Raw genomic sequence first — 24,822 nt, 5'->3', positions numbered from 1 at the left:
CCGGTCACGCGCCGCGCCGGGCGCGGGTCGAGCGCCGCGCCGGGCGCGGGTCGAGCGCCGCGCCGGGCGCGGATCAGGCGCCGCGCCAGGCGCGGGTCGAGCGCCGCGCCGGGCGCGGATCAGGCGCCGCGCCGGGCGCGGAGGAAGAGCTTGAGCGAGCGCGACTTCAGCTCCGTCGATTCCCCGCCCTTCCGCGTCTCGGTGGCGGCGTCGTCGCAGGTGTCCACGAGGAGCTGCCACGGCCTCGGATCGTCGTCGAACGGCAGGACGAAGCTCAGGTCGCCCGGAGATGCGTTGAACAGCAGGACGAAGTCGTCGTCGACGAGCCGGTCGCCGGACTCGTCCACGTCGTCCAGCCCCTCTCCGGACAGGAACACCCCGAGGGACTGGGTGCACGGGTTGCACCAGTCCTCGTCCGTCATCAGCTCCCCGTCCGGGCGATACCACTGGATATCGTAGGTCTTGCCGCCGCGGATCGGGCGCCCCTTGAAGAAGGTCGAGCGCCTGAGCCCGGGGTGCTCGTGCCGGATGCGGAGGCACTTGCGCGTGAACTCCATCATCGCCCGCGACGGGTCGTCCCAGGTCCACGGCTGCCACGTGAGCTCGTTGTCCTGGCAATACCCGTTGTTGTTCCCCTGCTGCGTGCGCCCCCGCTCGTCGCCGTGGAGGACCATGGGCGTGCCCTGCGAGAACAGGAGAGACGCCATGAGGTTCCGCATCTGCCGGGCGCGGAGCTTCAGGATCTCGGGGTCGTCCGTGGGCCCCTCGGCGCCGCAGTTCCACGACCGGTTGTCGTCCGCGCCGTCGCAGTTGCCCTCCCCGTTCGCCTCGTTGTGCTTCTCGTTGTACGAGACGAGGTCCGCGAGGGTGAAGCCGTCGTGGGCCGTGACGAAGTTGATGCTCGTGTACGGCTTGCGCCCGTTGTTCTCGTAGAGGTCGCTGCTCCCCGTCAGCCGGAAGCCGAGGTCCGACGCCGTGCCGCCGCAGCCGCGCCAGAAGTCGCGCAGCGTGTCGCGATAACGACCGTTCCACTCCGCCCAGCGCACCGGGAAATTGCCGACCTGGTAGCCGCCGGGGCCGACGTCCCAGGGCTCGGCGATGAGCTTCACCTGGCTGAGCACCGGGTCCTGGTGGACGATGGTGAAGAAGCTCGAGAGCTGATCGACGTCGTGCAGGCCGCGCGCGAGCGCCGCGGCCAGATCGAACCGGAACCCGTCGACGTGCATCTCGAGGACCCAGTACCGCAGGGAGTCCATGATGAGCTGGAGCGCCTGCGGGTGGCGCACGTTGAGCGTATTGCCGGTGCCGGTGTAATCGAAGTAGAAGCGCTCGTTGCCGGGGACGAGGCGGTAATAGGTCGGGTTGTCGATGCCGCGCAGGCTCAGCGTCGGGCCCAGGTGGTTGCCCTCCGCCGTGTGGTTGTAGACGACGTCGAGGATGACCTCGATGCCGGCGGCGTGGAGCGCCTTGACCATCTCCTTGAACTGCCGGATCTCGGCGGTCACGTCGTTGCCCGCGCGGTACCCGACGTCCGGCGCGAAGAAGCCTATCGTGTGGTAGCCCCAGTAGTTCCGGAGCCCCTTGTCCAGCAGGAACTTCTCGTGCACGAAGGCGTGAACGGGGAGGAGCTCGATGGCCGTGATGCCGAGGTACCGCAGGTACCCGATCATGGCCGGGTGGGCGATGCCCAGGTACGTCCCGCGGAGCTCCTCCGGGATCTCCGGGTGGAGCATCGTCAGGCCGCGGACGTGCGCTTCGTAGATGACGCTGCGGTGGAACGGGACGCGCGGCGACCGGTCTCCGCTCCAGTCGAAGGAGGGATCGATGACGACGCCGAGGGGGGCGCCGAGCGCCTCCTCCTCGGACATGAGGAGGTCCCCGTCCGGCTGGTCGATGCGGTGGGCGAAGGAGTTCGCGTTCCACTGGACCCGCGACGCGAGCGCCTTCGCGTACGGGTCGAGCAGGCGCACGTGCGGGTTGAACCGCAATCCCCGCTCCGGGGCCCACGGCCCGTGGACGCGGTATCCGTACCGCTGCCCCGGCCCGACCTCCGGCACGTAGACGTGCCACACGAACGAGGTGCGGTGACGTACCGGGAGGCGCTGCTCGTTCCCGTCATCATCGACGAGGCACAGCTCGACGGCCTCGGCGTTCTCTGAATAGAGCGCGAACTGCGTACCGGAACCGTCCCATGTCGCGCCGAGCGGGTACGGGTCGCCGGGTCGCAGTCCCTTGCGCTTGAAAATCATGCTGGTCTCCAGGCCGGGTGGGCCCCCCCGATCGGCCTTTGTGATCTAGGCTACAAACGTGCCGAAGGCTAGGCGGTGTGGACGTGCCGGCTGCGCATGACGTCGGACACGGCGTCCGCCACGCTGCGGGCCATCCCCTCTGCGATGCGGAGCGTCTGGGCCTGATCACCCTCCGGGGTGCACAGCCGGAGGCGCTCGATCATGTCCGCGAGCCGCCGGGCTAGCTCGCACGCCTCGGCCATGGAGGCTGATGACTCGATGGAAGTCCTCCGCGGGGGGAGGGAGACCAGTTCTTCGGTCTGCGTCATCGTGGTTGAAATCATGCCTGGCTCCTTACGCTTCGGTGATGCCTACAGTCAACCACGACCGACTGCAGGCATCATGCCACGGGGTTCCGGTGGGATCGCTCACCGCGGACACAACGGTTGCCGGAGGTCTGCGGAGGCTGCTGCTGCAAAAGCGCCACAGGTGGGGCGATTTGTCTCCCACAGGAGGCGACAACGTTCGCTGGATAGCCAGACGCGAAAATTGTAAGCAGGATGCGCGCCGTCCACGCGCCCCAGGGCGCTTGCTGTCCTGGGCGGCAATGCGGCCGCTGCCAGGGGAATGGTTGAGCTCCCGCGTTCGTGCGCCGATCTCCGCGGCGGGGAGCGGGCGGGCGTGCCGCGAGCGCTCGGGGCCCGTGTCGCCCTGTGTGCCGGAGCGGCTCAGCGGGCCTCCTTGGACAGCACGTTTTCGACGCGGCGAGCGGGTCGGGGGCGCCGCTCCGCCGCGCGCTCATGGCGTTTGGGGCGTGCTGCCCCACGGGCCGCGGTGATTCCGTCCGTCCCGCTGGCGCCCCGGGGCGCGGCGGTGCCGCGGCGGTCGGGTGTTCGCGGTGGGGCGGGTATGCTGGTGTGCGCGCTGAACGGCGCTGGCCGAGCGCAGCGCGTGAGCTGGAGAGGGCGTCTCGCTCGCGGGGCTGGCGACGAGGCGGCTGTAGCAGTGCGCCGTGGTGGCAGGTTAGTATCCGGTCCGCCGCGGCGGCCGCCGGTCCAACGCGTCGCGGTCGAGAAAGCTCATGATCGGAACACTCCAGGCGAAGCTCCAGTATCTGAAGAACAAGAACCTCCACAACTGGCTTGGCGGCTACGCCCGTCAGAGGCTCGAGAACGCCCGCGCTCCGCGTCCGGTCGGCCCGCGGCATCTCCTCTTCGCGGTCTGCGATCACTGGGAGCCTGGGTGGGAGAACGCCACGCCCGAGGTCGGCGACGCGCGGGTGAGGGCCTGGTCGGAGCGGTATCCCGAGATGGCGAGCGCCTACCGCGACGCGGACGGGCAGCACCCGCGCCACAGCTTCTTCTTCCCGGGGGAGCAGTACACGCCCGGGTGGCTCGACGCGCTGGCGGACCTCACGCGTCGCGGCTTCGGGGAGGTGGAGCTGCACCTGCACCACCACAACGACACGGCGGAGAACCTGCGCGCGGACATCCTCAGGTACCTGGACACCCTGGGGAAGCACGGGCACTTCTCGCGCGACGCGGGCGGGCGCATGCGTTACGGGTTCATCCACGGCAACTGGTGTCTGGCGAACTCCGGGCGGGACTCGCGCAACTGCGGGGTCGACGAGGAGCTCCCGCTGCTGTTCGAGACGGGCTGCTACGCCGACTACACGTTCCCGTCGGCGCCGGACGCGTCGCAGCACAACATCGTGAATCAGATCTACTGGCCGACGGGCAACCTGGCGCGCCGCAAGGCCCACACCGTGGGGGCGCGGGCCAAGGTCGGCGAGGTCCTGGAGGACCGTATCCTGATGATCGAGGGGCCGCTCGCGCTGGCGCTGACGCGCCGGGGGAACAAGACGCGGGTGCGGATGGAGTACGGCGCGCTCCAGGCGGTGGACCCGCCGACGCCGGAGCGGGTGAAGACGTGGGTTGATCAGAACATCCATATCGAGGGGAGGCCCGAGTGGGTGTTCGTCAAGGTCTACACGCACGGCGCGCCCGAGGATCAGGCGGAGTCGCTGCTCGGCGCGGGGAGCCACGCGCTCCACCGGGAGCTCACCACCCGGTACAACGACGGCAAGGACTGGGTGCTCCACTACGTGACGGCGCGGGAGATGTACAATATCGCGATCGCGGCGCTCGAGGGGAAGACGGGCAATCCGGGCGACTACAGGGACTACCGGCTGAAGCCGCCGCCCTGCGCGAGCTGACGCTCACGCGAGAGATCCGAGCTGGAGGCCCCCCGCGCGACGAGCTCCCTCCATGGGAGCCGCGTAGATCGGAAGTGCCTCAGCCCGTCGCGCGCCGCTCCCGGAGGACCTCCTCGAGGAGCGCGTGATAGCGATCCCCGACGACATCCCACGAGAGCGCCCCCACGCTGCCCCGGAGCGCCGCCGGATCCCACGTCATGTCCAGCGCACGGACCAGCGCGTCCCCGAGCGCCCGCGGATCACCGGCAGGGACGAGCAGGCCGTTGCCCCCCTGCCCCTCGCGCACGAGCTCCGGCACGCCCCCCACCCGGGTCGCGACGACCGGTCGGCCCGAGGCGAGCGCCTCCAGGACGACATTGGGACAGCCCTCGCGGCGGCTCGGTAGACAGAACACATCGCACGCCGCCATGTAGTCCGGGATCTCCGCAGGGAGCGCCCAGCCGAACAGCCGCACGCGGTCGCCGAGGCCGAGCGCGGTCACCCGCGCGCGCAGCGGATCGAGCAGCTCGCCGCCGCCCACCATCAGCAGGCGCACATCGCGGCGGCCCGTCCGGTCGAGGTGCGCCATCGCCTCGACGAGGACGTCCACGCCCTTCTCGGGGACGTGATAGCCAGCGTAGAGCACCACCCGCGCGTCCGCCGGGACGCCGAGGCGCGCCCTCGGCTCGACCCGGTCCCGGATCGTGAACCGCTCGCCGTCGACCGCGTTGCGCTGCACCACCACGCGGTCCCGCGGCACCCCGAGCTCCACGAGGCGCTCGCCGAGCGCACCGCTCACCGCCACCACGCGCGCGCAGCGCCGGAGCGCCGGCGCGATCTGCGCGCGCAGCGGGGCGCTCCTCGGCTGCTCGTTGATGTCGCTGCCCAGCACCGTCGTGACGATCGGCACCCCCGCGCCCCGCGCGAACGCCTCCGCCGCGACGGTGTCGGGATAGGCCCACGCGGCCAGGATCGCGTCGTAGGGGAACTCGCGGCGCAGCGCGGCCATCGTGCCCCGGAGCGAGGCGTGGATCGCGCGCGCGTGGAGGACCGGCAGCCCCGGGACCGACCAGTAGGTGGGGAACAGCGCGTCGACGCCGGTGTGCGACTCGCGCGTGCCGCCGAGCAGCTCCCGGGACGCGCCGCGCGCCCGCGTCCACCAGGGCGTCGGGGCCACGAGCCGGAGCTCGCAGCGGCGCGCGAGCGCCCGGTACGTGTGATAGCTGTACGGCGCCATCGTCGGCAGCCGCATCGACGGGTAATGGTGGGTGAAGACGAGGACCTTCATCGCGCGCCCGCCTGTCACGTGAGGCTGAAATAGAGCTGCTCGTAATTGCGCGTCATCTTCTCGAACGAGAAGTCGTCGCGGACCCGCGCGTGCCCCGCCTCGCCGAGCCGCCGCCCGAGCGCCCGGTCGCGCGCGAGCCGCTCGATCGCGCCGGCGAGCGCGTCGGGGTCGTCCACCGGGACGAGCAGGCCGTGCTCCTCGTCGCGCACCACCTCCGGCACGCCGCCGACCGGCGTCACGACGACAGGCAGCCTGCGCGCCATCGCCTCGAGCACCGCCAGCGGCAACCCCTCGTCGCGCGAGGGAAGGACGAAGAAGTCAGCGCCGACGAGCAGATCGGGGACGTCCTTGCGAAAGCCGAGGAAACGCGCCTCCTTGCCGTGGATCCCGAGCTCCCGGGCGAGCCCGTGGATGCGGTCGCGCTCGTCCCCGTCGCCCACGATGAGCACCGTGACCGCGACGCCGCGATCCCGGAGCCGCGCGAGCGCCCGCAGCAGCACGTCATGCCCCTTCACCGGGTGGAACGCCGCCGGCATGATCCCGAGGGACAGGCCGCCGGACGCGGTCGCAGCCTCCGCCGACGGGGCTTCAGGCGACGCGGCCTCCGGCGAGGCAGCCCCCGGCGACGCGGCCTCCGGCGGCGCGCCCGCGTCGAAGCCGAGCTCGGCGCGCACCTCCTCGCGCGTCCGCCGCGCCGGGGTGATGTCGATCCCGTTGTGGATCACAGAGATGTTGCCGGCGACGCCCACTGCGCCGCTCTTGTTGGCGGTGTCCTGCGAACAACCCACGACGGCGTCCGTCTCGCGCCACTCGAAGCGCGACGGGACGCGGATGATCCCGCGCGTCTGCGCGTGATCGGTGAAGACGAGCCGCGCCCGCGTGAGCAGCTTGCCGACCGTGGCGTAGTGGAGCGAGGTGGGGTTGTGCGCGTGGAGGACGTGCGGCCGCGCGCGCGCGAAGGCGAGCGCCGCGTGCGCGCCCCGCGCGGCCAGGCGGCCGCGCAGCACCGTGACCGGCAGCGCCCGCTGCCGCGCCAGATCCTCGAGCGGCCCGCCGCGCAGCGCGAGGATCGAGGCGTCATGGCCGTGGCGCCGCTGCGCCTCGGCCAGGCGCAGCACGAAATGCTCCATGCCTCCGCCGTTGAGGCTGCTCACGACATGGACGATCCGCAGCGTCGAAGTCCCCATGTGGCCTGCTACCCGAACCGGGTCTCCTGTTGAAGCGCGACGAGCCGCGCACCGTCACCGAAGCTGCCACCCCGCGTCGCCTGCGCGCCAGCGCTCGTGGCGTCTGGCACCCAGGGTCGCTGGACCACGGTACCACCTCGCGTCGCCGTCCCCTCACCTTTTGATTTGGCGAGCGGAAGCAGGTACTAGACGGGCATGACCCCTGAACTTCGGCGCGCCATCGACCAGGGCATGCGCCGCGTGCCCGGCATGGACGCCGCGACCAGGCTGCTCGCCGCGCGGATCGAGACGGTCAGGGCGCTGCTCGCGCGGCGGCTCGACGAGAACCCGCTCCCCGTGCCCGACGCCGTGACCCCGAGCGAGATCCCGTCCGTCGCGGAGCTCGGCCCGGGGGACAGGGTGCTCGCCGAGCTCGATCAAGACGGGTTCGCCTTCGCCCTCCACCCGGCCGACGTCCCCTTCTTCAACCGCCGGAGCCAGAAGATGCCGCGCCTGCGGTACCGGATCCACGTCGTGCTGCGCCGCGGTTATGTCTGCGTACGAAAGCGCTTTATCGGCCAGCCCAGGAACGCGCCGCTCGACGCGCACGTCTTCTCCCTGCTCGGCCTCTTCTTCTACAACGAAGCGGCGGCGCTCCTCCGGCTGCGCGATCTCCCGAGCGTCCCGAGGATCCGCGACGTGCACCTCACGACGCGCACCCTCTTCATCGACTACGTGCGCGGCAAGACGCTCCAGCAGCACGTCGCCGAGCGGGGGGAGAAGGTGCTCGACATCGACCTGGCGCCGCTCGGGCAGCTCTTCGATCCCGAGCGCGACCGGCGGGAGATCGAGGCGTTCGCGCAGGGCGACGGCGACGCCTACCGCGGCCGCATCGAGCAGATCGCCCGGGCGATGAACGCGCGCGGCGTCGCGCCGCTCGACGTCAAGCTCGGCAACGTGCTCATCGGGGAGAAGACGGGCGCCCTGTACTGGGTCGATTTCGAGCGGGCCGCGATCGAGGGCACCCCCCGCTACCGAGAGCGCCTCGCGGAGCACCATGACCTCGTGAACCGATGGTTCGGGCTCTCGCTCCCGGGCGGGGCGTGAGGCGCGCCGGGCGCGGGCAGGTGCGCAAGTGCCGGTGATGACACGATGACCACACGAGACGAAGGCGGGGCGCCGCGCAGCGCCATCGAGCGGGTCGGGGAGAAGGCGGGGACGTCGTGGCCGAGCATCGAGGCGGCCGCGCGGTTCTCGGCGGAGACCCGGGCGCGGCTCGCGGCGCTGCTCCGCGAGCAGATCCCGTGCGACACGAGCGCGGTGGTCTTCGGCTCGCTCGCGCGCGGCGAGTACACGACCGGCAGCGATCTCGACTGGACGCTGCTCATCGACGGGCAGGCCGACGAGGGACACTTCAGCCAGGTCCAGGCCATCACGAAGATCCTGAGGGAGGCGAAATTCCACGAGCCGGGGCCGACGGGCGTGTTCGGCAACGTGGCGTTCAGCCACCCGATCCTCCACCAGATCGGCGGGCAGGAGGACACGAACAAGAACACGACCCAGCGCATCCTGCTGCTCCTGGAGTCGCTCGCGATCGGCAAGCCGGACGCGCACGAGCGGGTGCTCCGGCTCGTGCTCTCGCGGTACGTGGAGGACGATCGCGGGCTGCACTACGGCAGCAAGCGCGAGATCATCCCGATGTTCCTGCTGAACGACATCGTCCGGTACTGGCGCACGGTCGCCGTCGATTTCGTCTACAAGCAGCGGGAGCGGAGCTCGGGCTGGGCGCTCCGCAACGCGAAGCTCAGGATGTCGCGGAAGCTCATCTTCGTCAGCGGGCTCATCACCTGCTTCGGCTTCGAGCTGTTCGGCAAGGATCGGGCGGCGTGGGCCGGCGAGGGCGGCATCTCCACGCCGGCGCTCGTGCGCTTCCTGAGGGAGCGCATCCGGGTGACGCCGCTGGAGAGCCTGGCCGAGGTGCTGCTGCGGCCCTCGATCTCCGCCGAGACGGCGCGCTCGCTGTTCGACAGCTACGACGCGTTCCTCGCGCTGCTGTCGAACGAGGAGGAGCGCGGCCGGCTGAAGCAGCTACCGCTCGACGACTACCTGGGCCACGATCCGACCTTCAAGCGGGTGCGCGACATCGGGCGCGCGTTCCAGGACGGGCTCAACCGGCTCTTCTTCGAGGAGGACAAGGAGCTCCGCGAGCTCATCCAGAAGTACGGGGTGTTCTGATGCGACCGATGGGGTACTCGACAGGGGCGCTCGCGCTGAGCGACGTCGAGCGCGCGCTCGCGATGCTGGAGGGGAGCTCCGCGACCGCGGTGGAGCTGTCCGCGCTGCGCATCTCGGAGCTCGGGCCGCTGCTCCGGCTGCTCGGGTCGCTGGATCTGTCGCGCTACCGCTATGTGTCGTTCCACGCCCCGAGCCGCTTCGACGCGGCGGAGGAGCGCGCCGTCGCCGACGCGATGGCCGAGGTGGCGGCGCTGGGCTGGCTCGTCGTCGTCCACCCCGACACCCTCCACGATCTCGGGGCCTGGCGGCAGCTCGGCGGGATGCTCGCCGTCGAGAACATGGACAAGCGAAAGCGGACAGGCCGCACCGTGGAGGAGCTCGGGGCGTTCTTCGACGCGCTGCCCGAGGCGTCGTTCTGCTTCGACATCGGCCACGCGCACCAGGTCGATCGCACCATGACGGAGGCGCACTTCCTTGTGCGCGAGCACAGGGCGCGGCTGAAGCAGCTCCACGTGAGCGAGGTGAACGCGGGGAGCCGCCACGACGCCCTGAGCCAGAGCGCGGCCAGCGCGTTCCAGCGGGTCGCCGCGCACGTCCCGGGCGACGCGGCGCTGATCCTGGAGGCGCCGGCGTCGCCTGGAGACCTGGAGCGACAGATGGAGATCGCGCGGGCCGCGCTGTCGCCGCCGAGGGCCGCGGAGAAGGCGCGCGCCTGAGCCTGTCCGCGCCGCCGGGACGGCGCGGGTCAGCGTGGCCGCGCCGCGGGGACGGCGCGCGGGTCAGCGTGGTCGCGCCGCGGGGACGGCGCGGGTCAGCGTGGCCGCGCCGCGGGGACGGCGCGGGTCAGCGTGGCCGCGCCGCGGGGACGGCGCGGGCGCGCCGCCTTTGCGCGGTGCCGGCATCGATCGTGGAGAGCCCAGGCTCGACCGCTTCGCCGGGGCGACCTCGGGATCTTCGGAGCGCCGGCGGACCGGTCCGCGGCGCCCCGCGGCGCTACGCTCTGCGCGCCTTCGGCGCGTCCAGGGCCGGAATCGGGGGAAACAACGATGAAGCTGAAGACGCTCGCGGCCGCGAGCACCGTGTCGCTCGCCGCGCTCGCGCTGCTGACGGCGAGCGGATTGACGCTCGGCACGGCGGCCATGCACCGCGAGGTCACGTGCCTCTTCCACATGGTCCGGGAGGTGCGGACCATCATGGAGCTGGAGGTCCACATGCTCTCCCACGAGCGCGAGAGCGCCCGCGTCGCGCTGACCCAGCGCCCCGAGCACGCGCACGCGCGCGACGCCGCCGAGCGCGAGATGAGGCGGTGGATCGAGGAGCTCCGGGCCAACCCGGTCACCGCGGACAACGCGCACGCCTTCCGCGCCGCCGAGACCGAGGTCGCGCGCTACCTGGACGCGCACGCGCAGGGCGAGGGGGCGACGCCCCCTTCGACGGCGGATCTCGCCGCGTCCGCCAGGGAGGCCGACCGCGCCTACGCCGCGCTCGAGCGGCTGCTCGCGGCCAAGCTCGATGAGTCGCGGGTCGTCCGCGCGCGGGTCGACAGGGTGCTCGGGCTGTCGAACGCCATGAGCGTCGGGGCCGCCGTGGCGCTGCTCGCCGGCATCCTCCTGACGCTCTGGCAGCTCAGCAGGTGCCTCTATCGCCCGCTCCTCGCGCTCCGCGCCGCGATCGACAGCTACGGGGCGGGCTCGCACGACGCCCGGGCGCCGCAGGGCGGGCTCGACGAGCTGCGCGAGATGGCGGTGGCGTTCAACGAGATGGCCGCCGCGCTGGCCGAGCAGCGCCGGAGGCAGCTCGGCATCCTCGCGAGCGTGGCGCACGACCTGCGCAACCCGCTCGCCGCGCTGAAGCTCACCGTCGACCGCCTGCGGCCGGACCGGCCGCTGCCGGCCGAGGAGCAGCTCAGGCCGATGCTCGCCCGTATCGGGAGGGAGGCCGCGCGCTGCGACCGCATGCTCACGGATCTCATCGACATCGCGCGGATCGAGGGCGGCGAGCTCGATCTGCGCCACGAGGTGCGCGACGCGCGCGACCTCGCCCGCGAGGTCGTGGAGCTCTACCGCCCGGCGGCGACCGCGCACGAGCTCGGGCTGTCGCTCCCCGAGGAGCCCGTCCCGCTGCGCTGCGATCCGGTCCGGATCGAGCAGGTGCTCAACAACCTCGTCGCGAACGCCATCAAGTACTCGCCGGGCGGCGGCGCCGTGCAGGTCGCCGTCGCGCGCGAGGGCGCCGAGGTCAGCATCGCGGTCTCGGACCGCGGCGTCGGCATCCCCGACGAGGAGCAGCGGCGGCTGTTCGAGCGCTACTTCCGCGCGCCGTCGTCGGGCGGCGTGGCCCCGGGCGTGGGGCTCGGCCTGTGGGCGGCGCGGCGCATCGCCGAGGCGCACGGCGGCCGCATCGACGTGAGGAGCGCCCCCGGCGAGGGCTCGACCTTCACCCTCCGCCTGCCCACGCCATCGGATGGAACGCCGGCGTAGCGTCCCGTGACGCCTCGCCTGCCTCACACGACAGCAGAGCGGGGGTCACCCGCACAGGAGACGGGCCCAGATCGGCGTTTTCGGCGCGGAAGCGCACTCCTGTGCGCTGAGCACCGAAAACGTCGAGGTGGGCCCGTATCCGAAGCGGGTGCCCCCCGCTCTAGGGATCGAGCTCCCAGCCGAAGACGCCGGGGGTGCGCGCGCGGTGCTTGCCGAGCACCTCGCCGGGCAGCCAGGGGCCGTCGGCGGCCCAGCGGGCGGTGAAGGCGTCGCGCAGCACGAGCTCCGCGAGCTTGCCCCGGGGCGAGAAGCCCCACTCGGCCTCCTGCGAGACGTCATCCGGATCGGCGTAAAGCCGCCAGACGAAGAAGCCGGCGCAGGTGCGCGCGTCGAGGAACGGCGCGATCACCGCGGCGTAGGCCTCGGCCTGCGAGCGCTCGTCGACCACCACGTCCTTCATCCCGTCGGGCCACTCCCAGGGGCGCACCGCCGGGTCGCGCCGCGTCGTGTAGCCGATCTCGGTGAGCAGGACCGGCTTGCCCCACGCGCGCGCCACCGCGTCCACCCCGGCCGCCACCTTGCGCCCGCCGCGCAGGAGCTCCTCGAACGACGCGCCCTCGCGCTCGGCCAGCGGGTAGAACGCGTTGATGCCGATGAGGTCGAGCGCGTCGAAGATCAGCGTGTGCTCGACGTCGTCCCAGTTCGCCGAGTAGGTGAGCAGCCCCGGGTACACGCGGCGCACCGCCTCGATGATGGGCAGGAAGCTCGCGGCGCGCGGCGTGGTCACCCAGCTCCGCAGCTCGACGCCGACGCTGAGCATCTCGGCGCCTCCCTCGCGCGCGACCTCGGCCCACGTGAGCAGGAACCGGCGGTACGACGCGGCCCAGCGCGCCCAGCCGGCGTCGTCGCCCGGGTCGATGAGCGCCCGCCACTCGCCGCTCTCGACCCAGAGGTGCGGGACGAGCAGGACCTTGAGCCCGCGCGCGTGCGCCTGCGCGATCGCCGCGAGCACGTTGCGCCGGTTCTCCTCGAAGGGCGCCTCGAAGACGAGGTCGACGCCGGTGCCCTTGCCGTCCCACACGCGGCCGAACGGGGTCAGGCTGATCCAGGTCGCGCCCATCGCCGCCGCCTCGTCCATCGCCCGCGCGCTCGCCGCGGTGCCGTAGCCGCGGCCGGGGTGCCGCTGGTTCTCGATCGGCCCGATGGTCACGCCCCGCACGCCGCCCCAGCCCGACGTGGACCACCCCGCGGCGCCGTAAGGCAGGTGCTCCGGCGCGATCTTCGGCGCGGCGCTCGCGGGGCGCGCCGGGCCGCAGACGGCCGCGGCCGCCACGGCGAGCGCGGCGCCCGCCGCCCGGGCGAGCGCGCGTACGTCTCGGCTCATCGCTGACACGCGCGCGTTATACCAGGCAGGCGGCGCGCGGTGTCGCGGACGTCACCCGCCGTCCGGTCGCTGCGGGCCGTCGCTCCCCCCGGCAGCCGGCTGCGCCTCGCGCGCGCTCCCCCCGGCCGGCTGCGCCTCGCGCGCGCTCCCCCCGGCCGGCTGCGCCTCGCGCGCGCTCCCCCCGGCCGGCTGCGCCTCCCGTCGGGCCGCGTCACGCTCTCGCAGCGCCCGCTCGGTCGCCTCGCGCCACTTCCGCTCGCGCTCGAGCTTCTCGAGCCGCCGCCGCCGCTCGCGCTCCACCTCGTCGTAGATCGCGTCGGGGCGCCGCGGCTGGAACCCGCCCCCCGGCGCGGGCCGCAGCACCTCGCCGTCGGGGCCGGCGGCTTCCGCCGGGCCCGCGGCGACCTCGACGTCCGGCTCGGCCGGCGGCGGCGCCGGCGCGGGATCCGGCGCCGCCGTCGCCACCACGCCCGGCCGCCGCGCCGCGGCGGAGGACCGCGCCGCCTTCGCCACGCCCCTCGCCGCGGGCAGGGCGCCCTTGCCGGCGTCGAGCGTGCGCGCCTGCACGAGCCAGATGCCGCCGAGCCCCGCGAGCAGGCCGAGCCCCGCGACCGCGATCGCGAGCCGCCGGGGCCACGGCGACGGCGCGCGGCGCACCACCGTGAGCCGCTCGGTCTCGGCCCGCGCACGCGCCCCGGCCGCCGGCGCAGCCTCGGCGCTGGCCCACGGCGCGCCCTCGGCGCTGGCCCACGGCGCGCCCTCGGCGCCGCGCGGCAGGGGCGTCCGCTCGCCCGACGGCCTCTGCCCGGCCCCGCTCGCGGCCGGATCGTGGGGGCGCTCCGGCGCGCTCACCGTGAGGACCGGCGGCGGCGTGCGGCTCGCCCGGAGCTGCTCGCCGCCGTCCCACGACGCGCCCGCGTGGGACACGAGCGTGACCTCGGAGTGGCGCGTGCCCGCGGCCGCGTCCCACCGGGCCGTCGTCTCGAGATCGCGAAGGAGGTCGTCGGGCGACATCCTCGGCAGGTCGGCCAGCGTGTCGGGCGCCCACTCGTCGTAAGCGGCCGCGGGCGCCGGGGCGGGCGTCGCCATGCGGAGCGTCTCGTCCTCCGACCGGAGCACCTCCCAGACGCGCTCGGCCGCGTCCTCCGCGCCCTCGCCCCCGAAGCGCGCGAGGGCGAAGGCGAGCTTCGCGACGTCCGGGGGGCGCGCCTCCGGGTCCTTGTCGAGGCAGCGCAGCAGCAGCGCCCGGAGCTCGGGGGGCTCGACGTGCGCGGGGAACGGCGAGGGCGGCTCGTTCAGGACCCGGGTGCAGATGTCGAGCTCGGTCGGGGCCTCGAACGGGCCCGCGCCGCAGAGGAGCGCGTACCCGACCGCGCCGATCGACCAGATGTCGGCGCGCTCGTCGATGCCGCCCGCGGACCGCATCTGCTCCGGCGCCATGTAGAGCAGCGAGCCGCGCATCGCGCCCGAGGCGGCGTTCGGGCCCTCGCTCTCGACGCCGCAGGCGACGGCCGAGACGGCGAAGTCGAGCACCTTCACGCTCGGCGCGCCGGCGCCGATGCTGAGGAACAGGTTCTCGGGCTTGATGTCGCGGTGAAGGAGCCCGGCCGCGTGCGCCTCGGCGACGGCCTCGCAGATCTGCAGGAGGTACTTCACCGCCTCCCTGACCCCGAGCGGGCCGCGGCGCCGGAGGTAGCTCGTGAGATCGGACCCCTCGAGGTACTCGGTGACGACGAACGGCACGCCGGCGTCGACCCCGACGTCGAGCACCCGCGCGACGTACCTGCCCGAGAAGGCGCGCGCGGCGCGGGCGCCCCGGAGCAGCCGCTCGACGGCGTGCCGGTTCTGGACGATCGCCGGATCGACGCGCTTGAGCGCGACGTGCCGGCCCGACTCGAGATCGACGGCGAGCTGGACGACGCCCAGGCCGCCGGCGCCGATGCGGGCCTGCACCGCGTACCTGCCGGCGACGACCTCCTGCCTCCCCGGGCCGCCCTCGGGCGCCCGCGGCGCGTCGCTCCGCTCCCGTGCGGCCGCGCGATCCTCTGCTCTGGGCTTCAGCGACGTCAACGCACTGCCTCGGTGTGTCCGCGAGCTCCGCGGAGGGAGTCAAACCTGTCCTCTGAATAGCAGATCCAGAGTGCTGCTATCGCGTCCATGACGTGTCGTCTAGCGGCACTTCCGCTCGAAAGTGCCCTTTCCGTGCGCAGCAGGCTGGCCGGCCAGCCGGCCGGGTGGCCGGCCAGGCTCGCTGCCGCGCGGCCATCCCCAGCCGCGCAGTCCATGCGCCGTCCTGGCCATCCGGTATGGGGCGTCGGGTCATCGGTCACCGCGTCATCGCGTGATCGCGCGCCGCGCCGCAGCGCGGTTCACGGCGGGAGCCCCAGCGCGAGCGCTACGAGGGTGTCGATGCCGCTGATGACCAGGACGATCGCGGTGGCAGACGCGGCGCCGAGCCCGAGGGCCATCACCGCGCGCCAGCAGCGTGTCCGGCGCGTCGTCATCCGATCGCGCCGCCCGAGATGGACGCCGCGCGTGACCCAGCACCACCCGAGCATGGACAGCGGGCCGAACGCATAGAGGGCGGCGCCCCACGTCGCTCCGTTCCAGCAGGCATTTCGCTGCTCCGCCGTGAGCCTCCGGCGGTCCCAGAGCTGGAGCGCGAGCGGCAGCGCGATGCCGAGCGCCATCTGGAGTGCGAGGCGGAGAGCGCTCATGTCGCGCACCGAGGCGCCGCGCCCGAGCGCCGCTCAGGCAGCGCCGGACACGCGCTGTCCGCTCGCCGCGGCGCGTCGCGGCAGAGCTCGGGTGAGCGAGGCGCCGCCCGTCTCCGCTGTCCGACGGCGTCGAGGAAAGCGCCGCGAAAATCGCGTACCGGCCTTCTCGTTGCCGACGGGGATTGATACGAACGAGGAATGACAACGACTGAGGCAGGGGACATCAGGAACGTTGCAATCATCGGACACAAGGGGGCTGGGAAGACATCGCTTGCGGAGGCGATGCTGTACGTGGCGAAGGCGACAGCCAAGCTCGGCAAGGTGGACGACAGGACGAGTGTCCTCGACGATACCGCCGAGGAAAAAGAGCACGCTTGCTCGTTCGAGGCGAGCGTCGCGCACCTCTCCTGGGGAGGGAAGAAGATCAACCTCGTCGACACGCCCGGAGAGGGGAGCTTCCTCGCCGAGACGCGGCTCGCCCTCGCGGCGGTCGACGCGGCCATCCTCGTCGTGAGCGGCAAGGACGGCGTCCAGCCGATCACCGAGCGCGTCTTCGGCTGGGCGAGGGAGGCGGGGCTGCCGTGCCTGATCGTGGTCACGAAGGTCGACGCCGAGAACGCCCGGCCCGACGAGGTGCTCGCCGACCTCCGCGCGCGCCTCAAGGCGCCCCTCGCGATCATGGAGGAGCGCATCGGCGACGGGCTCCAGTACCGGGGGGTCGTCGCGGTCCGCACGAGGAAGGCCTGGCTCGACAAGCCGGAGGCGCCCGCCGCGGCCGCGGGCTCGGCCGTGCCGGGCGACGTCGCGGCCGCCGTCGAGCGGGCGCGGGGGAAGCTCGTGGACGACGTCGCCGGCAGCGACGACGACCTCACCGAGCGCTACCTGACGGAGGGCGATCTCACGCAGGAGCAGCTCGATCAGGGGCTGCGCGCCGCGGTCCGCCGGGGGGCGCTCGTCCCGGTCTACTTCGCCTCCGGGGTGCGCCCGAGCGGCGTCGCCGCGCTGCTCGACGGCGTCGTCGAGCTCGTGCCGCCGCCGACCGAGCACCCGACGTGGAGCGGCGTCGTCCCGAGCGGCAAGCCCGGGGCCGCGCCGCAGCCGGCGGAGCGGCCGGCGTCGGCGGACGCGCCCACGGCGGCGTTCGTCTTCAAGACGTCGATCGATCCGCACGCCGGCCGCACGTCGTTCGCGCGCGTGCTCTCCGGCGTCGTCCGGCCCGACGCCACGCTGGTCAACGCGAGCACGGGCGCCGCCGAGCGCCTCGGCAAGATCCACAGCGTGGTCGGCAAGGACCACAAGCAGGTGGACGAGGCGCGGGCCGGCGACATCGTCGCGCTGCACAAGCTGAAGGCGACGCTGAGCGGGCACACGATCTGCGACGAGAAGCAGCCGTTCCAGCTCGTCGCGCCGGAGCTGCCGCCCGCCCTCTTCTCGCGCGGCGTGAGGTTCGACGCGAAGGGCGGCGAGGACAAGGTGGGCAACGCGCTCCACCGGCTGACCGAGGAGGACCCGGGGCTCAGCGTTCACCAGGACGCGGCGACCCGCGAGCTCGTCGTCTCGGGCCTGGGCGCCCTGCACCTGGAGATCACGGTGGAGCGCATCCGCCGGCGGGTCGGGATCGACTGCCGGCTCGGCCCGCCGCACATCGCCTACAAGGAGACGCTCACGCGGAAGGCGACGAACGTCGAGGGCAAGCACAAGAAGCAGACCGGCGGCCACGGCCAGTTCGGCGTCTGCTACATCGACATGGAGCCGCTGCCGCGCGGCGGCGGCTTCGTCTTCGAGGACGCGGTCGTGGGCGGCGCCGTGCCGCGGCAGTTCATCCCCTCGGTCGAGAAGGGCATCGTCAAGGCGATGTCGAAGGGCGTGCTGGCCGGCTACCCGATGGTCGACGTCAAGGTGCGGCTCACCGACGGCAAGTACCACGACGTCGACTCGTCCGACGCGGCCTTCCAGATGGCGGGCAGCAAGGCCTTCAAGGCCGCGGCCGCGCAGTGCGGGCCGGTGCTGCTCGAGCCCATCGTGCGGCTCTCGGTGACGGTGCCGAGCGCCGCGATGGGCGACATCATCGGCGACATCAACAGCCGCCGCGGGAGGATCATCGGGACGGACTCGATCGAGAGCCAGACGGTCGTGAACGCGTTCGTCCCGCTGGCCGAGGTGCTCGAGTACGAGTCGAAGCTGAAGAGCATGACCCAGGGCAAGGGCACGTTCACGATGAACGTCGAGCACCTGGAGATCTGCCCGCCCGTGATCCAGGAGAAGGTGATCAAGGAGAGCGGCTTCAAGGCGGAGGTCGACGAGGACTGAGCGGCCTGCGGCCTCACCGAGCTGCCCGGCCCGCGGCAGGACGCCAAGAAGAAGACAAAGTCTTGGCGTCCTTGGCGTCTTGGCGGTTCGAAGTTCTGCTCGTTTCAGGCGGGTTCAACCCGTCTGTCGCTCTAGGGATGGATGTGGACGAGGGTCCCCTCCCCCGTCGTCTTCCCCGCGCTGACCCCGTGCCACCCCTCGGGCACCGGCGGATCGGTCCACATGAACACCCGGCGCGCGTCGATCGGCGACAGGTTGATGCACCCGTGGCTGCGCGGCTTGCCGTAGTCGTCGTGCCACGGCGCCGCGTGGATCGCGTAGCCCCCCTCGAAGTACTGCACCCACGGCACGTCGCGGAGCTCGAACTTGTTGTCGACCTCGTGCGCGTCCATCGTCGTCGTCACGTGCTTGTCGCGGATCCGGAACGTCCCGCGCACCGTCGAGAACGTCTTCTTGGGGTCGCCGAGCCCGTCGCGGCCCGTCGCCGCCGCGGTCGCGTAGACCGGCTTGTTGCCCTCGTAGAGGACCAGCGTCTGGGTGAGGATCGAGATGTCGACCCACTTCGTGTCCCCCTTCGCGAACCACGGCAGCTCCGAGGGCTTCACCGCGATGGCGACGTCGGAGTCGCGCACCCACGTCCCGTCCTTCGCCTCGACGAGGCGCGCGCCGCCGACCTTCCTCGAGCGCCCCGTGAGCTGCACGGCGGTGTGCCAGGGCAGGTCGCCCGCCTTCTCCATCTCGCCGCCCGCGATGTCGTAGCGCTTCGCGCCCTGCCGGTGCACGAACGCGAGCGGCAGCTCCCAGCCCTTCGTCATGTCCACGCCGTGGAACGTCGAGCCGCGCGCGGGCTTGAGCTTCGACGTGGGCACGAGCCGCGCGTCGGTGGTCAGCGCGAAGCGCCGCCCGTTGTCGCCCATGAAGGTGTCGATGAGCGCGAGCCCCGCCTTGCGCGCGATCCGGTTCGTGATGACCGCGTAGCCCGGGACCTTGAACGACGAGATGTTCGGGAGCTGCCGCCCGCCCTTGAAGAACCAGGGGATCTCGTCGCTGCCGTTGCCGCCGAACAGCTCGCTGTCGCTGAGCTCGGGCGGCTCGGCGGGCGGCTCGCCGACGGCGTTGCCCAGCGCGTCGAGCGGCACGTCGTTCGCGCCGACCTTGATCTCGTCCCACTTCTTCTTGAGCTTCTTGTAGCTGCGGAGGTGCCGCTCCAGGCTCATCTCGTACTGGAACTGCTCCTTCTTTGTCGGCATCCGGTAGTAGTTCGGCGCGATCGCCCGGACGAAGGCGTACGGGTACGGCATCGGCTTCGACAGGTCGGGCCGCCGCGTGAGCGCCCGGAGGATCGGGTGCTGCATGTCGGTGGTGGCCTCGTCGCCCGCGCAGACGTACCCGGCGGGCAGCACGCGGTAGTAGCCGCCCTGGCAGTCGTCGAACGCGACCGGCTTCTCCCCGCGGGGCGCCGTCCCGCCCGCGCGGAGGTAGCCGAGCTTGGCCGAGCGGCGATCCGCCTTCTCGTAGATGGGCGCGACCATCTGCGCGGCGCCGATGCGCGGCCCGTCGGGGCGCGGGAGGGTGGCGGGGTCGTTCTCGGCGGCCGTCTGGGGCGCGGCCCCGGAGAGGCTGACGATGCCCTCGGGCATGGCGCTCTCCCCGCTGCTGCAGGCCGGCAGGACCGGCAACGCGAGGGCGGCGACAGCCAGGGCAAGCGGGAGAGGGCCGCGCGAGGGGGCCTGGAGCGCAGAGCTTCGCTGTCGGGCAACCATGACCCGGGGATGCCGGACAGACGGGCCGGTGGCCAAATTTTGGCCTTCGATCCGCGGCCCGAAGGCGGGCGGCGGCCGCGCCGCGCGGCGTTGCCCGCGGGCCCTCGCGGGCGCTCCCCCGGGGCCCCCCGCCGGGGCGCCCGCCGCGGGCCATGCTCGGCGGCGACGCGGCGACGCGGCGGCGACGACGGCGATGCGCGATGGTGCTGGAATGGGGTTGCGCTGGAGCCCGGCGTTGGGTAGGTTCGGGGCCCTCGCGAAACCCCGCGAGAGTGCGCCACTAGCTCAGCTGGATAGAGCGTCGGCCTCCGGAGCCGAAGGCCAGTGGTTCGAATCCACTGTGGCGCGCAGGGTTCTCGTCGTTCTGTCGCAAAGCTCGACGGAGCAGACAGCACCGCCTCGCGGAGCGCTCAGCGAGCTCCGCTCCCCTTCCCGCCTCCGGTCACCGCTTCACCGCTGGCTCGCCCTTTGTCGTCCGGCGCCGGCAGCCGCCCGGCGAACCTGGCGCCCGCGACGGCTGGGTCAAGCGGGCACGGCTCGGAGAGGCCGCCCGGAACGACCCGCCGAGATCCTCGACCGGCCCCAGCAGCCCGGCGCGCCCCTCCCGGGGGTCTATCCCCTGGCGAGGACCATCTCCGTCGAGGTGAACGGCGGCGGCGGCAGGTCCGCGCGGTGCCGGAACCCGAACCGCGCGTAGAACGCGTGCGCGTCCTGGGTGCCCAGGTGGACGTTGCGCGCGCCGCGGACCGCCGGGTGGTCGAGCAGGAGGCGCACGACGGCCTCGCCCACGCCGAGGCCGCGCAGCGACGGGGCGACCATCACGTCGTACACCCACGCGCGCTTGCTCCCGTCGCTGATCGCGCGCGCCGTCGCCACGAGCCGGCCCGCGCCGTCGCGCGCGCCCACCCACGCCGGCGAGCCGAGCTGCGCCCGCGCGAGCGCCTCGCGCGGCACGCCCTGGTTCCAGTACGCGCCCTCCAGCAGATCGACCGCCGCGTCCACGTCGCGCGGCCCGAGCGCGCACGCGAGCGCGCAGCCCGCAGGCGCCCGCAGGAACTCCGGCAGCGGCGTGTCCGGGCACGCCGCGCGGAGCACCTCGATCGCCCCGGGATCGCCGGCCGCCCCGCGCTCCCAGAGCCTCGCGAGCAGCCGCGCCCGCTCCTCGGGCGTCCGGTTCTGCGCGAGCTTCGCCTTGCCGTCGAGCCGCGCGAGCGGGACCGCGAGCACGAGGATCCCGGCGATCGCCTTGCGGTAGAGCGGGCTCGCGGCGTCGAGCGGCGCGTACCCGCCCTCGGGCTGGTGCTTGCGCATCAGCGCCTCGAGCACCTCGGCCTTGTGCTCCGGATCGTCCACGCGCTCGATCACCCCGTGCGCCTGCGCGCTCCGGTAGAGCGTCGTCGCCGGACAGGCGCGCTCCGGATCGGTGAAATAGCTCGGGATCGACGCGACGATCTGCTCGCACGACACGACCGCGGGCCGGCCGACGGCCTCGGTCTTCTCGCCCGCGGGCGCGCCGTGGAACGCGATCGCCCCCCGCACGAGGACGCCGTGCACGGTCCGCAGCACGGGCTCGCCCTCCGCCGTCGTCGAGCCCACGTGCACCACCGGCGCGAGCCCGAGGAGCGCCTCGGCCTCCGCGCGATCCATGCGAAATATCTCCCTGCGCATGCGCGCAGACTGCCCCGCGACTGGACCATCCAAAAGATCCGGTTCGGCGATTTCTGCTAGACCAGTCCGCATGGCCTGGGAGCTCTCGCTCGCGGTCGATCCCGCCTCCCCGCAGCCGATCTTCCTGCAGATCGCGCGCGCGCTCTCCGACGACATCCGCCGCGGCCGGCTCCGCGCGGGCGCCGAGCTCCCGGGCAGCCGCGCGCTCGCGCGGTCGCTGTCGGTCCACCGCAACACCGTCCTCGCCGCGTACCGCGAGCTCGCCGCCGAGGGCTGGATCGAGGCGAGCGCCGCGCGCGGCACCTTCGTCGCGGCGGAGCTGCCGGCGCCTCCGCCCCGCCGCTTCGCCCGGCGCGCCGCCGCCCGGACCGAGGTGCCGGCGCGGCTCGGCTTCGACCTCGGCGCGACCTCGCTCCGGCCCTTGCCGCTCGTCCCCGAGGGCACGCTGCGCATGAGCGGCGGCCTCCCCGACATGCGCCTCGTCCCGACGACGGCGCTCGCGCGCGCCTACCGCCGCGCGCTCCGCGCCGAGGCGAAGCGGCTGCTCGACTACGCCGATCCGCGCGGCCACGAGCGCCTCCGCGCCGCCCTCGCCGCGATGCTCTCGGCGGTGCGCGGCCTCGCCGCCGGGCCGGAGTCCGTCCTCGTCACGCGCGGCAGCCAGATGGCGCTCGACCTCGTCGCGCGCGCGCTGATCGCGCCCGGCGACGCGGTCGCCGTCGAGTGCTACGGCTACCGCCCCGCGTGGGAGGCGCTCCGCCTCGCCGGCGCGCGGCTCGTCCCGGCGCCGGTCGACGCCGCGGGCGTCTCGGTCGACGCGCTCGCGGAGCTCGCCGCTCGCGAGCGCCTGCGCGCCGTCTACGTCACGCCGCACCACCAGTACCCCACGACCGCCGTGCTCGCGCCCGGCAGGCGCATCGCGCTCCTCGAGCTCTGCCGCAGCCGCCGCGTCGCGATCATCGAGGACGACTACGATCACGAGTTCCACTACGACGGCCGCCCCGTGCTGCCGCTCGCCAGCGCGGACACGGCCGGCGTCGTCGTCCACGTCGGCACGCTGTCGAAGATCCTCGCCCCCGGGCTCCGGCTCGGCTTCGTCGTCGCGCCCGGGCCGCTGATCGAGCGGCTCTCGCTCCTCCGCACCTTCGTCGACCGGCAGGGCGACCACGCGGTGGAGCGCGCCGTCGCCGAGCTGCTCGAGGACGGGGAGGTGCAGCGCCACGCGCAGCGCGCGCGGCGCATCTACCGGGCGCGGCGCGACCTGCTCGTCGAGGCGCTCGGCGCGCGGCTGGGCCACGCGCTCGACTTCCGCGTGCCCGCCGGCGGCATGGCGCTGTGGGCCCGGGTCGACGCCGCGATCGACGCCGACGCGTGGGCCGAGCGCGCGCTCGCGCGGAAGGTGGCGTTCTCGGCGGGGCGGCGGTACGCGTTCGACGGGAAGAAGCGCCCCTTCCTGCGGCTCGGCTTCGCGGCGCTCGACGAGCGAGAGATCCCCGAGGCCGTGGACAGGATGGTCAAGGCGCTCTGAGCGGCCGGCGCGGCGGACAGCTCACCATCCCTCGCACGGCGAGGCCGGGCGACAGCCGGGAGATTCCCTATCTCGCCGTCGAACGCGATCACCTTCATCTTCTCGGGTATCGTGTTCATCCTCAAGCTCCGATACGCCTGAGCCGCCCTCCTCTCCGCCGCCTGCCGACCCCCGCCACCACGCTTGCGAGGGGGCCAACATCGCTGGACCGCCCTTCCGGTCGAGGCCTCTCCTGCCGATTTTACTGAAGCCAATATTTTTCAGCCTTGCTTGACAGAGCATTTCTCACGTCCTACTACCTCGTCCAGTCCGAGGCAGCAGACGAGGGTGCAGTTCCTCCAGCGGACCACGTCGGGCTTTGCGTGCCTGGGGCAGGGGCTCGGATCTGCGTCGAGATCGCCGCGTGCCATGGACTTCCTTTTATCCGACGAGGTTGATTCATGAGACGATTCGACGGACTGGGTGTTCTCCTCGCTCTCGCGGCGTCGGGCTGCGCGGTGACCACGGACCTGGACGGCGCGGCGGCCGGCGCGGCCGAGGGCGCGATCGCCAGGGAGGCGGTGATCTCATGCCCCGCGGCGCTCGGCCGCGCGCCCGAGGGCGCGGCGGCCGGCGGCGCCGCGCGGGCTGCGTCGATCGACGTCGGCGCGTGCCCGTACGACACGCCGCCTCCGATCGCCAACGAAGGAGAGAGCTGCGGCGGCTTCACCCGGGGCCCCGCCCCCGTCTGCGCCGAGGGGCTGTATTGCGACTACACGCTCGAGGACGTGTGCGGCTGGGCGGACGCGTCGGGCGTCTGCCTGGAGCGGCCTGCGTCCTGCACAGAGGAGTACATGCCTGTCTGCGGCTGTGACGACCGGACTTACGCGAATGCCTGTCTGGCCGCGATGGACGGCGTCGCCGTCTACCTGAAGGGCGAGTGCGTGGGCGAGCCGAAGAGGGATTGATCGAGCGCCCCCGCCAGCGGGAAGAGCAGGAAAGAGCGCCTCTCCGCACCAGAAGAAGACCGCCAGGCTGTCCCCGCGAGATACCGTGTGTCCCCGGCCCCCCCGGGCGCGCTGCGCGGCCGGACGGTCGATGGATACGACACCTCACGATGCCGTGCTGGCTTGACCGCGCCGGCGCCCCCTCTCACGATCGCACGCAAGGGGGACCACAATGAATGGCGCGGTGCTCTACGACCTCGCGATGCGGCTGCCGCTCGCCGTCCTGATGCTCTATAACGCCCTGTTCGTCGGGCGGGATATCCACGCTCATCTGTTTCTCTCGCGCGAGCCCGCGGGGCTCACGTACGGGACGACGCTGGCCGCGCTCCTCGCGACGGAGGCGTACCTGCTCCTCGTCGCGACGCTCACGCTCGTGCGCCTCCGCCCGGTGCGCAAGCTGGGGGGAATCGTGCCGCGCGTGACGGCGCTCGTCGCCGGCCTGCTGCCGGCGAGCCTGGCGTGGCTGCCCAAGGTCCCGCCGACGCCGGGGCGACAGGCGCTCGGGACGCTGCTCCTCACGGCGGGGCTCTCGCTCTCGCTGGTCAGCCTCGGGTGGCTCGGCAAATCGTTCAGCGTCATGCCGGAGGCGCGCCGCCTCATCACGAGCGGTCCGTACAGGCTCGTGCGCCATCCGCTGTACCTCGCCTCGTTCATCCAGGGCACCGGCGTGATCCTGCTCTATCCGTCGCTCGCCGCGGCCCTGATCTACACGGTCGAGGTGGCCTTGCAGGTCCTCCGCATCAGGTACGAGGAGCGCGTCCTGCGCGAGACCTTCCCCGAATACGGGGACTACGCGCGCCAGACCTCCGCGCGGCTCGTCCCGGGCCTTTACTGACGGCCGCTCACTCCGGCCGGTTCACCGGCCCGAGCCGGCC

18 protein-coding genes and 1 tRNA gene are annotated in these 24,822 nt (G+C 73.0%); 10 read left to right on the top strand and 9 right to left on the bottom strand.

Annotated features, from left to right (window positions below):
* Window positions 1-119: 119 nt before the first annotated feature.
* Complete coding sequence (gene glgX, locus WMF24_RS07105; protein WP_437735601.1) at window positions 120-2,249, bottom strand: glycogen debranching protein GlgX; 2,130 nt, start codon at window positions 2,247-2,249, stop codon at window positions 120-122.
* A gap of 68 nt (window positions 2,250-2,317) precedes the next feature.
* On the bottom strand, window positions 2,318-2,572 hold the full coding sequence (locus tag WMF24_RS07100; protein ID WP_437735600.1) for a hypothetical protein: 255 nt from the start codon (window positions 2,570-2,572) through the stop codon (window positions 2,318-2,320).
* A 737-nt stretch (window positions 2,573-3,309) separates the two neighbouring features.
* On the opposite strand from WMF24_RS07100, the gene WMF24_RS07095 reads away from it, so the two are divergent.
* Window positions 3,310-4,443 carry a hypothetical protein gene (locus WMF24_RS07095; protein WP_437735599.1) on the top strand — a complete coding sequence of 378 codons (1,134 nt, stop codon included), beginning with the start codon at window positions 3,310-3,312 and terminating at the stop codon, window positions 4,441-4,443.
* Window positions 4,444-4,522: 79 nt separating this feature from the next.
* On the opposite strand, the gene WMF24_RS07090 is transcribed toward WMF24_RS07095, so the two are convergent.
* Together WMF24_RS07090 and WMF24_RS07085 are read right to left on the bottom strand one after the other, a co-directional pair.
* On the bottom strand, window positions 4,523-5,710 hold the full coding sequence (locus WMF24_RS07090) for a glycosyltransferase family 4 protein (protein WP_437735598.1): 1,188 nt from the start codon (window positions 5,708-5,710) through the stop codon (window positions 4,523-4,525).
* Between the two features lie 14 nt (window positions 5,711-5,724).
* Entirely contained in the window at window positions 5,725-6,897 is a 1,173-nt protein-coding gene (locus WMF24_RS07085) for a glycosyltransferase family 4 protein (protein ID WP_437735597.1), read from the bottom strand.
* Between the two features lie 195 nt (window positions 6,898-7,092).
* Here WMF24_RS07085 and WMF24_RS07080 point away from each other — a divergent pair, with 195 nt between their 5' ends.
* The 4 genes from WMF24_RS07080 to WMF24_RS07065 all read left to right on the top strand — a co-directional run bounded on the left by WMF24_RS07080 (window position 7,093) and on the right by WMF24_RS07065 (window position 11,591).
* Window positions 7,093-7,983: a hypothetical protein gene (locus tag WMF24_RS07080; RefSeq protein WP_437735596.1), complete on the top strand. Its 891-nt coding sequence runs from the start codon at window positions 7,093-7,095 to the stop codon at window positions 7,981-7,983.
* 45 nt (window positions 7,984-8,028) lie between these two features.
* A complete protein-coding gene (locus WMF24_RS07075) occupies window positions 8,029-9,111 on the top strand; it encodes a nucleotidyltransferase domain-containing protein (protein WP_437735595.1) in 1,083 nt (360 codons plus the stop codon).
* Window positions 9,111-9,827, top strand: a complete 717-nt coding sequence (locus tag WMF24_RS07070) for a hypothetical protein (RefSeq protein WP_437735594.1) — start codon at window positions 9,111-9,113, stop codon at window positions 9,825-9,827. Before WMF24_RS07075 ends, WMF24_RS07070 begins: the two co-directional genes overlap by 1 nt.
* A gap of 330 nt (window positions 9,828-10,157) precedes the next feature.
* Window positions 10,158-11,591, top strand: a complete 1,434-nt coding sequence (locus tag WMF24_RS07065; protein WP_437735593.1) for an ATP-binding protein — start codon at window positions 10,158-10,160, stop codon at window positions 11,589-11,591.
* Window positions 11,592-11,751: 160 nt separating this feature from the next.
* Here WMF24_RS07065 and WMF24_RS07060 read toward each other — a convergent pair whose 3' ends face one another.
* The 3 genes from WMF24_RS07060 to WMF24_RS07050 form a co-directional block, all read right to left on the bottom strand.
* Complete coding sequence (locus WMF24_RS07060) at window positions 11,752-12,975, bottom strand: glycoside hydrolase family 113 (RefSeq protein ID WP_437735592.1); 1,224 nt, start codon at window positions 12,973-12,975, stop codon at window positions 11,752-11,754.
* A gap of 51 nt (window positions 12,976-13,026) precedes the next feature.
* A complete protein-coding gene (locus tag WMF24_RS07055; RefSeq protein WP_437735591.1) occupies window positions 13,027-15,045 on the bottom strand; it encodes a serine/threonine-protein kinase in 2,019 nt (672 codons plus the stop codon).
* Between the two features lie 299 nt (window positions 15,046-15,344).
* On the bottom strand, window positions 15,345-15,692 hold the full coding sequence (locus WMF24_RS07050; protein WP_437735590.1) for a transcriptional regulator: 348 nt from the start codon (window positions 15,690-15,692) through the stop codon (window positions 15,345-15,347).
* Between the two features lie 198 nt (window positions 15,693-15,890).
* On the opposite strand from WMF24_RS07050, the gene fusA reads away from it, so the two are divergent.
* Window positions 15,891-18,002 (top strand): elongation factor G, encoded by a 2,112-nt coding sequence (fusA, locus tag WMF24_RS07045; protein WP_437735589.1) that lies wholly within the window; start codon window positions 15,891-15,893, stop codon window positions 18,000-18,002.
* 131 nt (window positions 18,003-18,133) lie between these two features.
* Here fusA and WMF24_RS07040 read toward each other — a convergent pair whose 3' ends face one another.
* Window positions 18,134-19,642, bottom strand: coding sequence for a L,D-transpeptidase (locus WMF24_RS07040; RefSeq protein WP_437735588.1), 1,509 nt, complete (start codon window positions 19,640-19,642; stop codon window positions 18,134-18,136).
* Window positions 19,643-20,039: 397 nt separating this feature from the next.
* Between WMF24_RS07040 and WMF24_RS07035 the strand changes: the two genes are divergently transcribed.
* Window positions 20,040-20,113 (top strand) — tRNA-Arg (locus tag WMF24_RS07035).
* Window positions 20,114-20,377: 264 nt separating this feature from the next.
* On the opposite strand, the gene WMF24_RS07030 is transcribed toward WMF24_RS07035, so the two are convergent.
* Entirely contained in the window at window positions 20,378-21,412 is a 1,035-nt protein-coding gene (locus tag WMF24_RS07030; RefSeq protein WP_437735587.1) for a GNAT family N-acetyltransferase, read from the bottom strand.
* A 91-nt stretch (window positions 21,413-21,503) separates the two neighbouring features.
* On the opposite strand from WMF24_RS07030, the gene WMF24_RS07025 reads away from it, so the two are divergent.
* From WMF24_RS07025 to WMF24_RS07015, 3 genes are all read left to right on the top strand, one after another.
* Window positions 21,504-22,961, top strand: coding sequence for a PLP-dependent aminotransferase family protein (locus WMF24_RS07025; RefSeq protein ID WP_437735586.1), 1,458 nt, complete (start codon window positions 21,504-21,506; stop codon window positions 22,959-22,961).
* Window positions 22,962-23,401: 440 nt separating this feature from the next.
* Entirely contained in the window at window positions 23,402-23,908 is a 507-nt protein-coding gene (locus WMF24_RS07020; protein ID WP_437735585.1) for a Kazal-type serine protease inhibitor family protein, read from the top strand.
* A 211-nt stretch (window positions 23,909-24,119) separates the two neighbouring features.
* Complete coding sequence (locus tag WMF24_RS07015; protein ID WP_437735584.1) at window positions 24,120-24,782, top strand: methyltransferase family protein; 663 nt, start codon at window positions 24,120-24,122, stop codon at window positions 24,780-24,782.
* Window positions 24,783-24,822: the final 40 nt, after the last annotated feature.

The sequence above is a fragment of the Sorangium sp. So ce1335 genome, assembly GCF_051521615.1.
Lineage (GTDB): Bacteria > Myxococcota_A > Polyangia > Polyangiales > Polyangiaceae > Sorangium.
The sequence above is the reverse complement of the archived record's forward strand: the minus strand, read 5'-3'. Positions and strand labels throughout refer to the sequence as shown.

What these genes read in the sequence shown, in the direction of transcription:
- glgX (WP_437735601.1), bottom strand. Translation starts at nt 2,249, where the DNA reads ATGATTTTCAAGCGCAAGGGACTGCGACCCGGCGACCCGTACCCGCTC.
- WMF24_RS07100 (WP_437735600.1), bottom strand. Translation starts at nt 2,572, where the DNA reads ATGATTTCAACCACGATGACGCAGACCGAAGAACTGGTCTCCCTCCCC.
- WMF24_RS07095 (WP_437735599.1), top strand. Translation starts at nt 3,310, where the DNA reads ATGATCGGAACACTCCAGGCGAAGCTCCAGTATCTGAAGAACAAGAAC.
- WMF24_RS07090 (WP_437735598.1), bottom strand. Translation starts at nt 5,710, where the DNA reads ATGAAGGTCCTCGTCTTCACCCACCATTACCCGTCGATGCGGCTGCCG.
- WMF24_RS07085 (WP_437735597.1), bottom strand. Translation starts at nt 6,897, where the DNA reads ATGGGGACTTCGACGCTGCGGATCGTCCATGTCGTGAGCAGCCTCAAC.
- WMF24_RS07080 (WP_437735596.1), top strand. Translation starts at nt 7,093, where the DNA reads ATGACCCCTGAACTTCGGCGCGCCATCGACCAGGGCATGCGCCGCGTG.
- WMF24_RS07075 (WP_437735595.1), top strand. Translation starts at nt 8,029, where the DNA reads ATGACCACACGAGACGAAGGCGGGGCGCCGCGCAGCGCCATCGAGCGG.
- WMF24_RS07070 (WP_437735594.1), top strand. Translation starts at nt 9,111, where the DNA reads ATGCGACCGATGGGGTACTCGACAGGGGCGCTCGCGCTGAGCGACGTC.
- WMF24_RS07065 (WP_437735593.1), top strand. Translation starts at nt 10,158, where the DNA reads ATGAAGCTGAAGACGCTCGCGGCCGCGAGCACCGTGTCGCTCGCCGCG.
- WMF24_RS07060 (WP_437735592.1), bottom strand. Translation starts at nt 12,975, where the DNA reads ATGAGCCGAGACGTACGCGCGCTCGCCCGGGCGGCGGGCGCCGCGCTC.
- WMF24_RS07050 (WP_437735590.1), bottom strand. Translation starts at nt 15,692, where the DNA reads ATGAGCGCTCTCCGCCTCGCACTCCAGATGGCGCTCGGCATCGCGCTG.
- fusA (WP_437735589.1), top strand. Translation starts at nt 15,891, where the DNA reads ATGACAACGACTGAGGCAGGGGACATCAGGAACGTTGCAATCATCGGA.
- WMF24_RS07040 (WP_437735588.1), bottom strand. Translation starts at nt 19,642, where the DNA reads ATGCCCGAGGGCATCGTCAGCCTCTCCGGGGCCGCGCCCCAGACGGCC.
- WMF24_RS07030 (WP_437735587.1), bottom strand. Translation starts at nt 21,412, where the DNA reads ATGGATCGCGCGGAGGCCGAGGCGCTCCTCGGGCTCGCGCCGGTGGTG.
- WMF24_RS07025 (WP_437735586.1), top strand. Translation starts at nt 21,504, where the DNA reads ATGGCCTGGGAGCTCTCGCTCGCGGTCGATCCCGCCTCCCCGCAGCCG.
- WMF24_RS07020 (WP_437735585.1), top strand. Translation starts at nt 23,402, where the DNA reads ATGAGACGATTCGACGGACTGGGTGTTCTCCTCGCTCTCGCGGCGTCG.
- WMF24_RS07015 (WP_437735584.1), top strand. Translation starts at nt 24,120, where the DNA reads ATGAATGGCGCGGTGCTCTACGACCTCGCGATGCGGCTGCCGCTCGCC.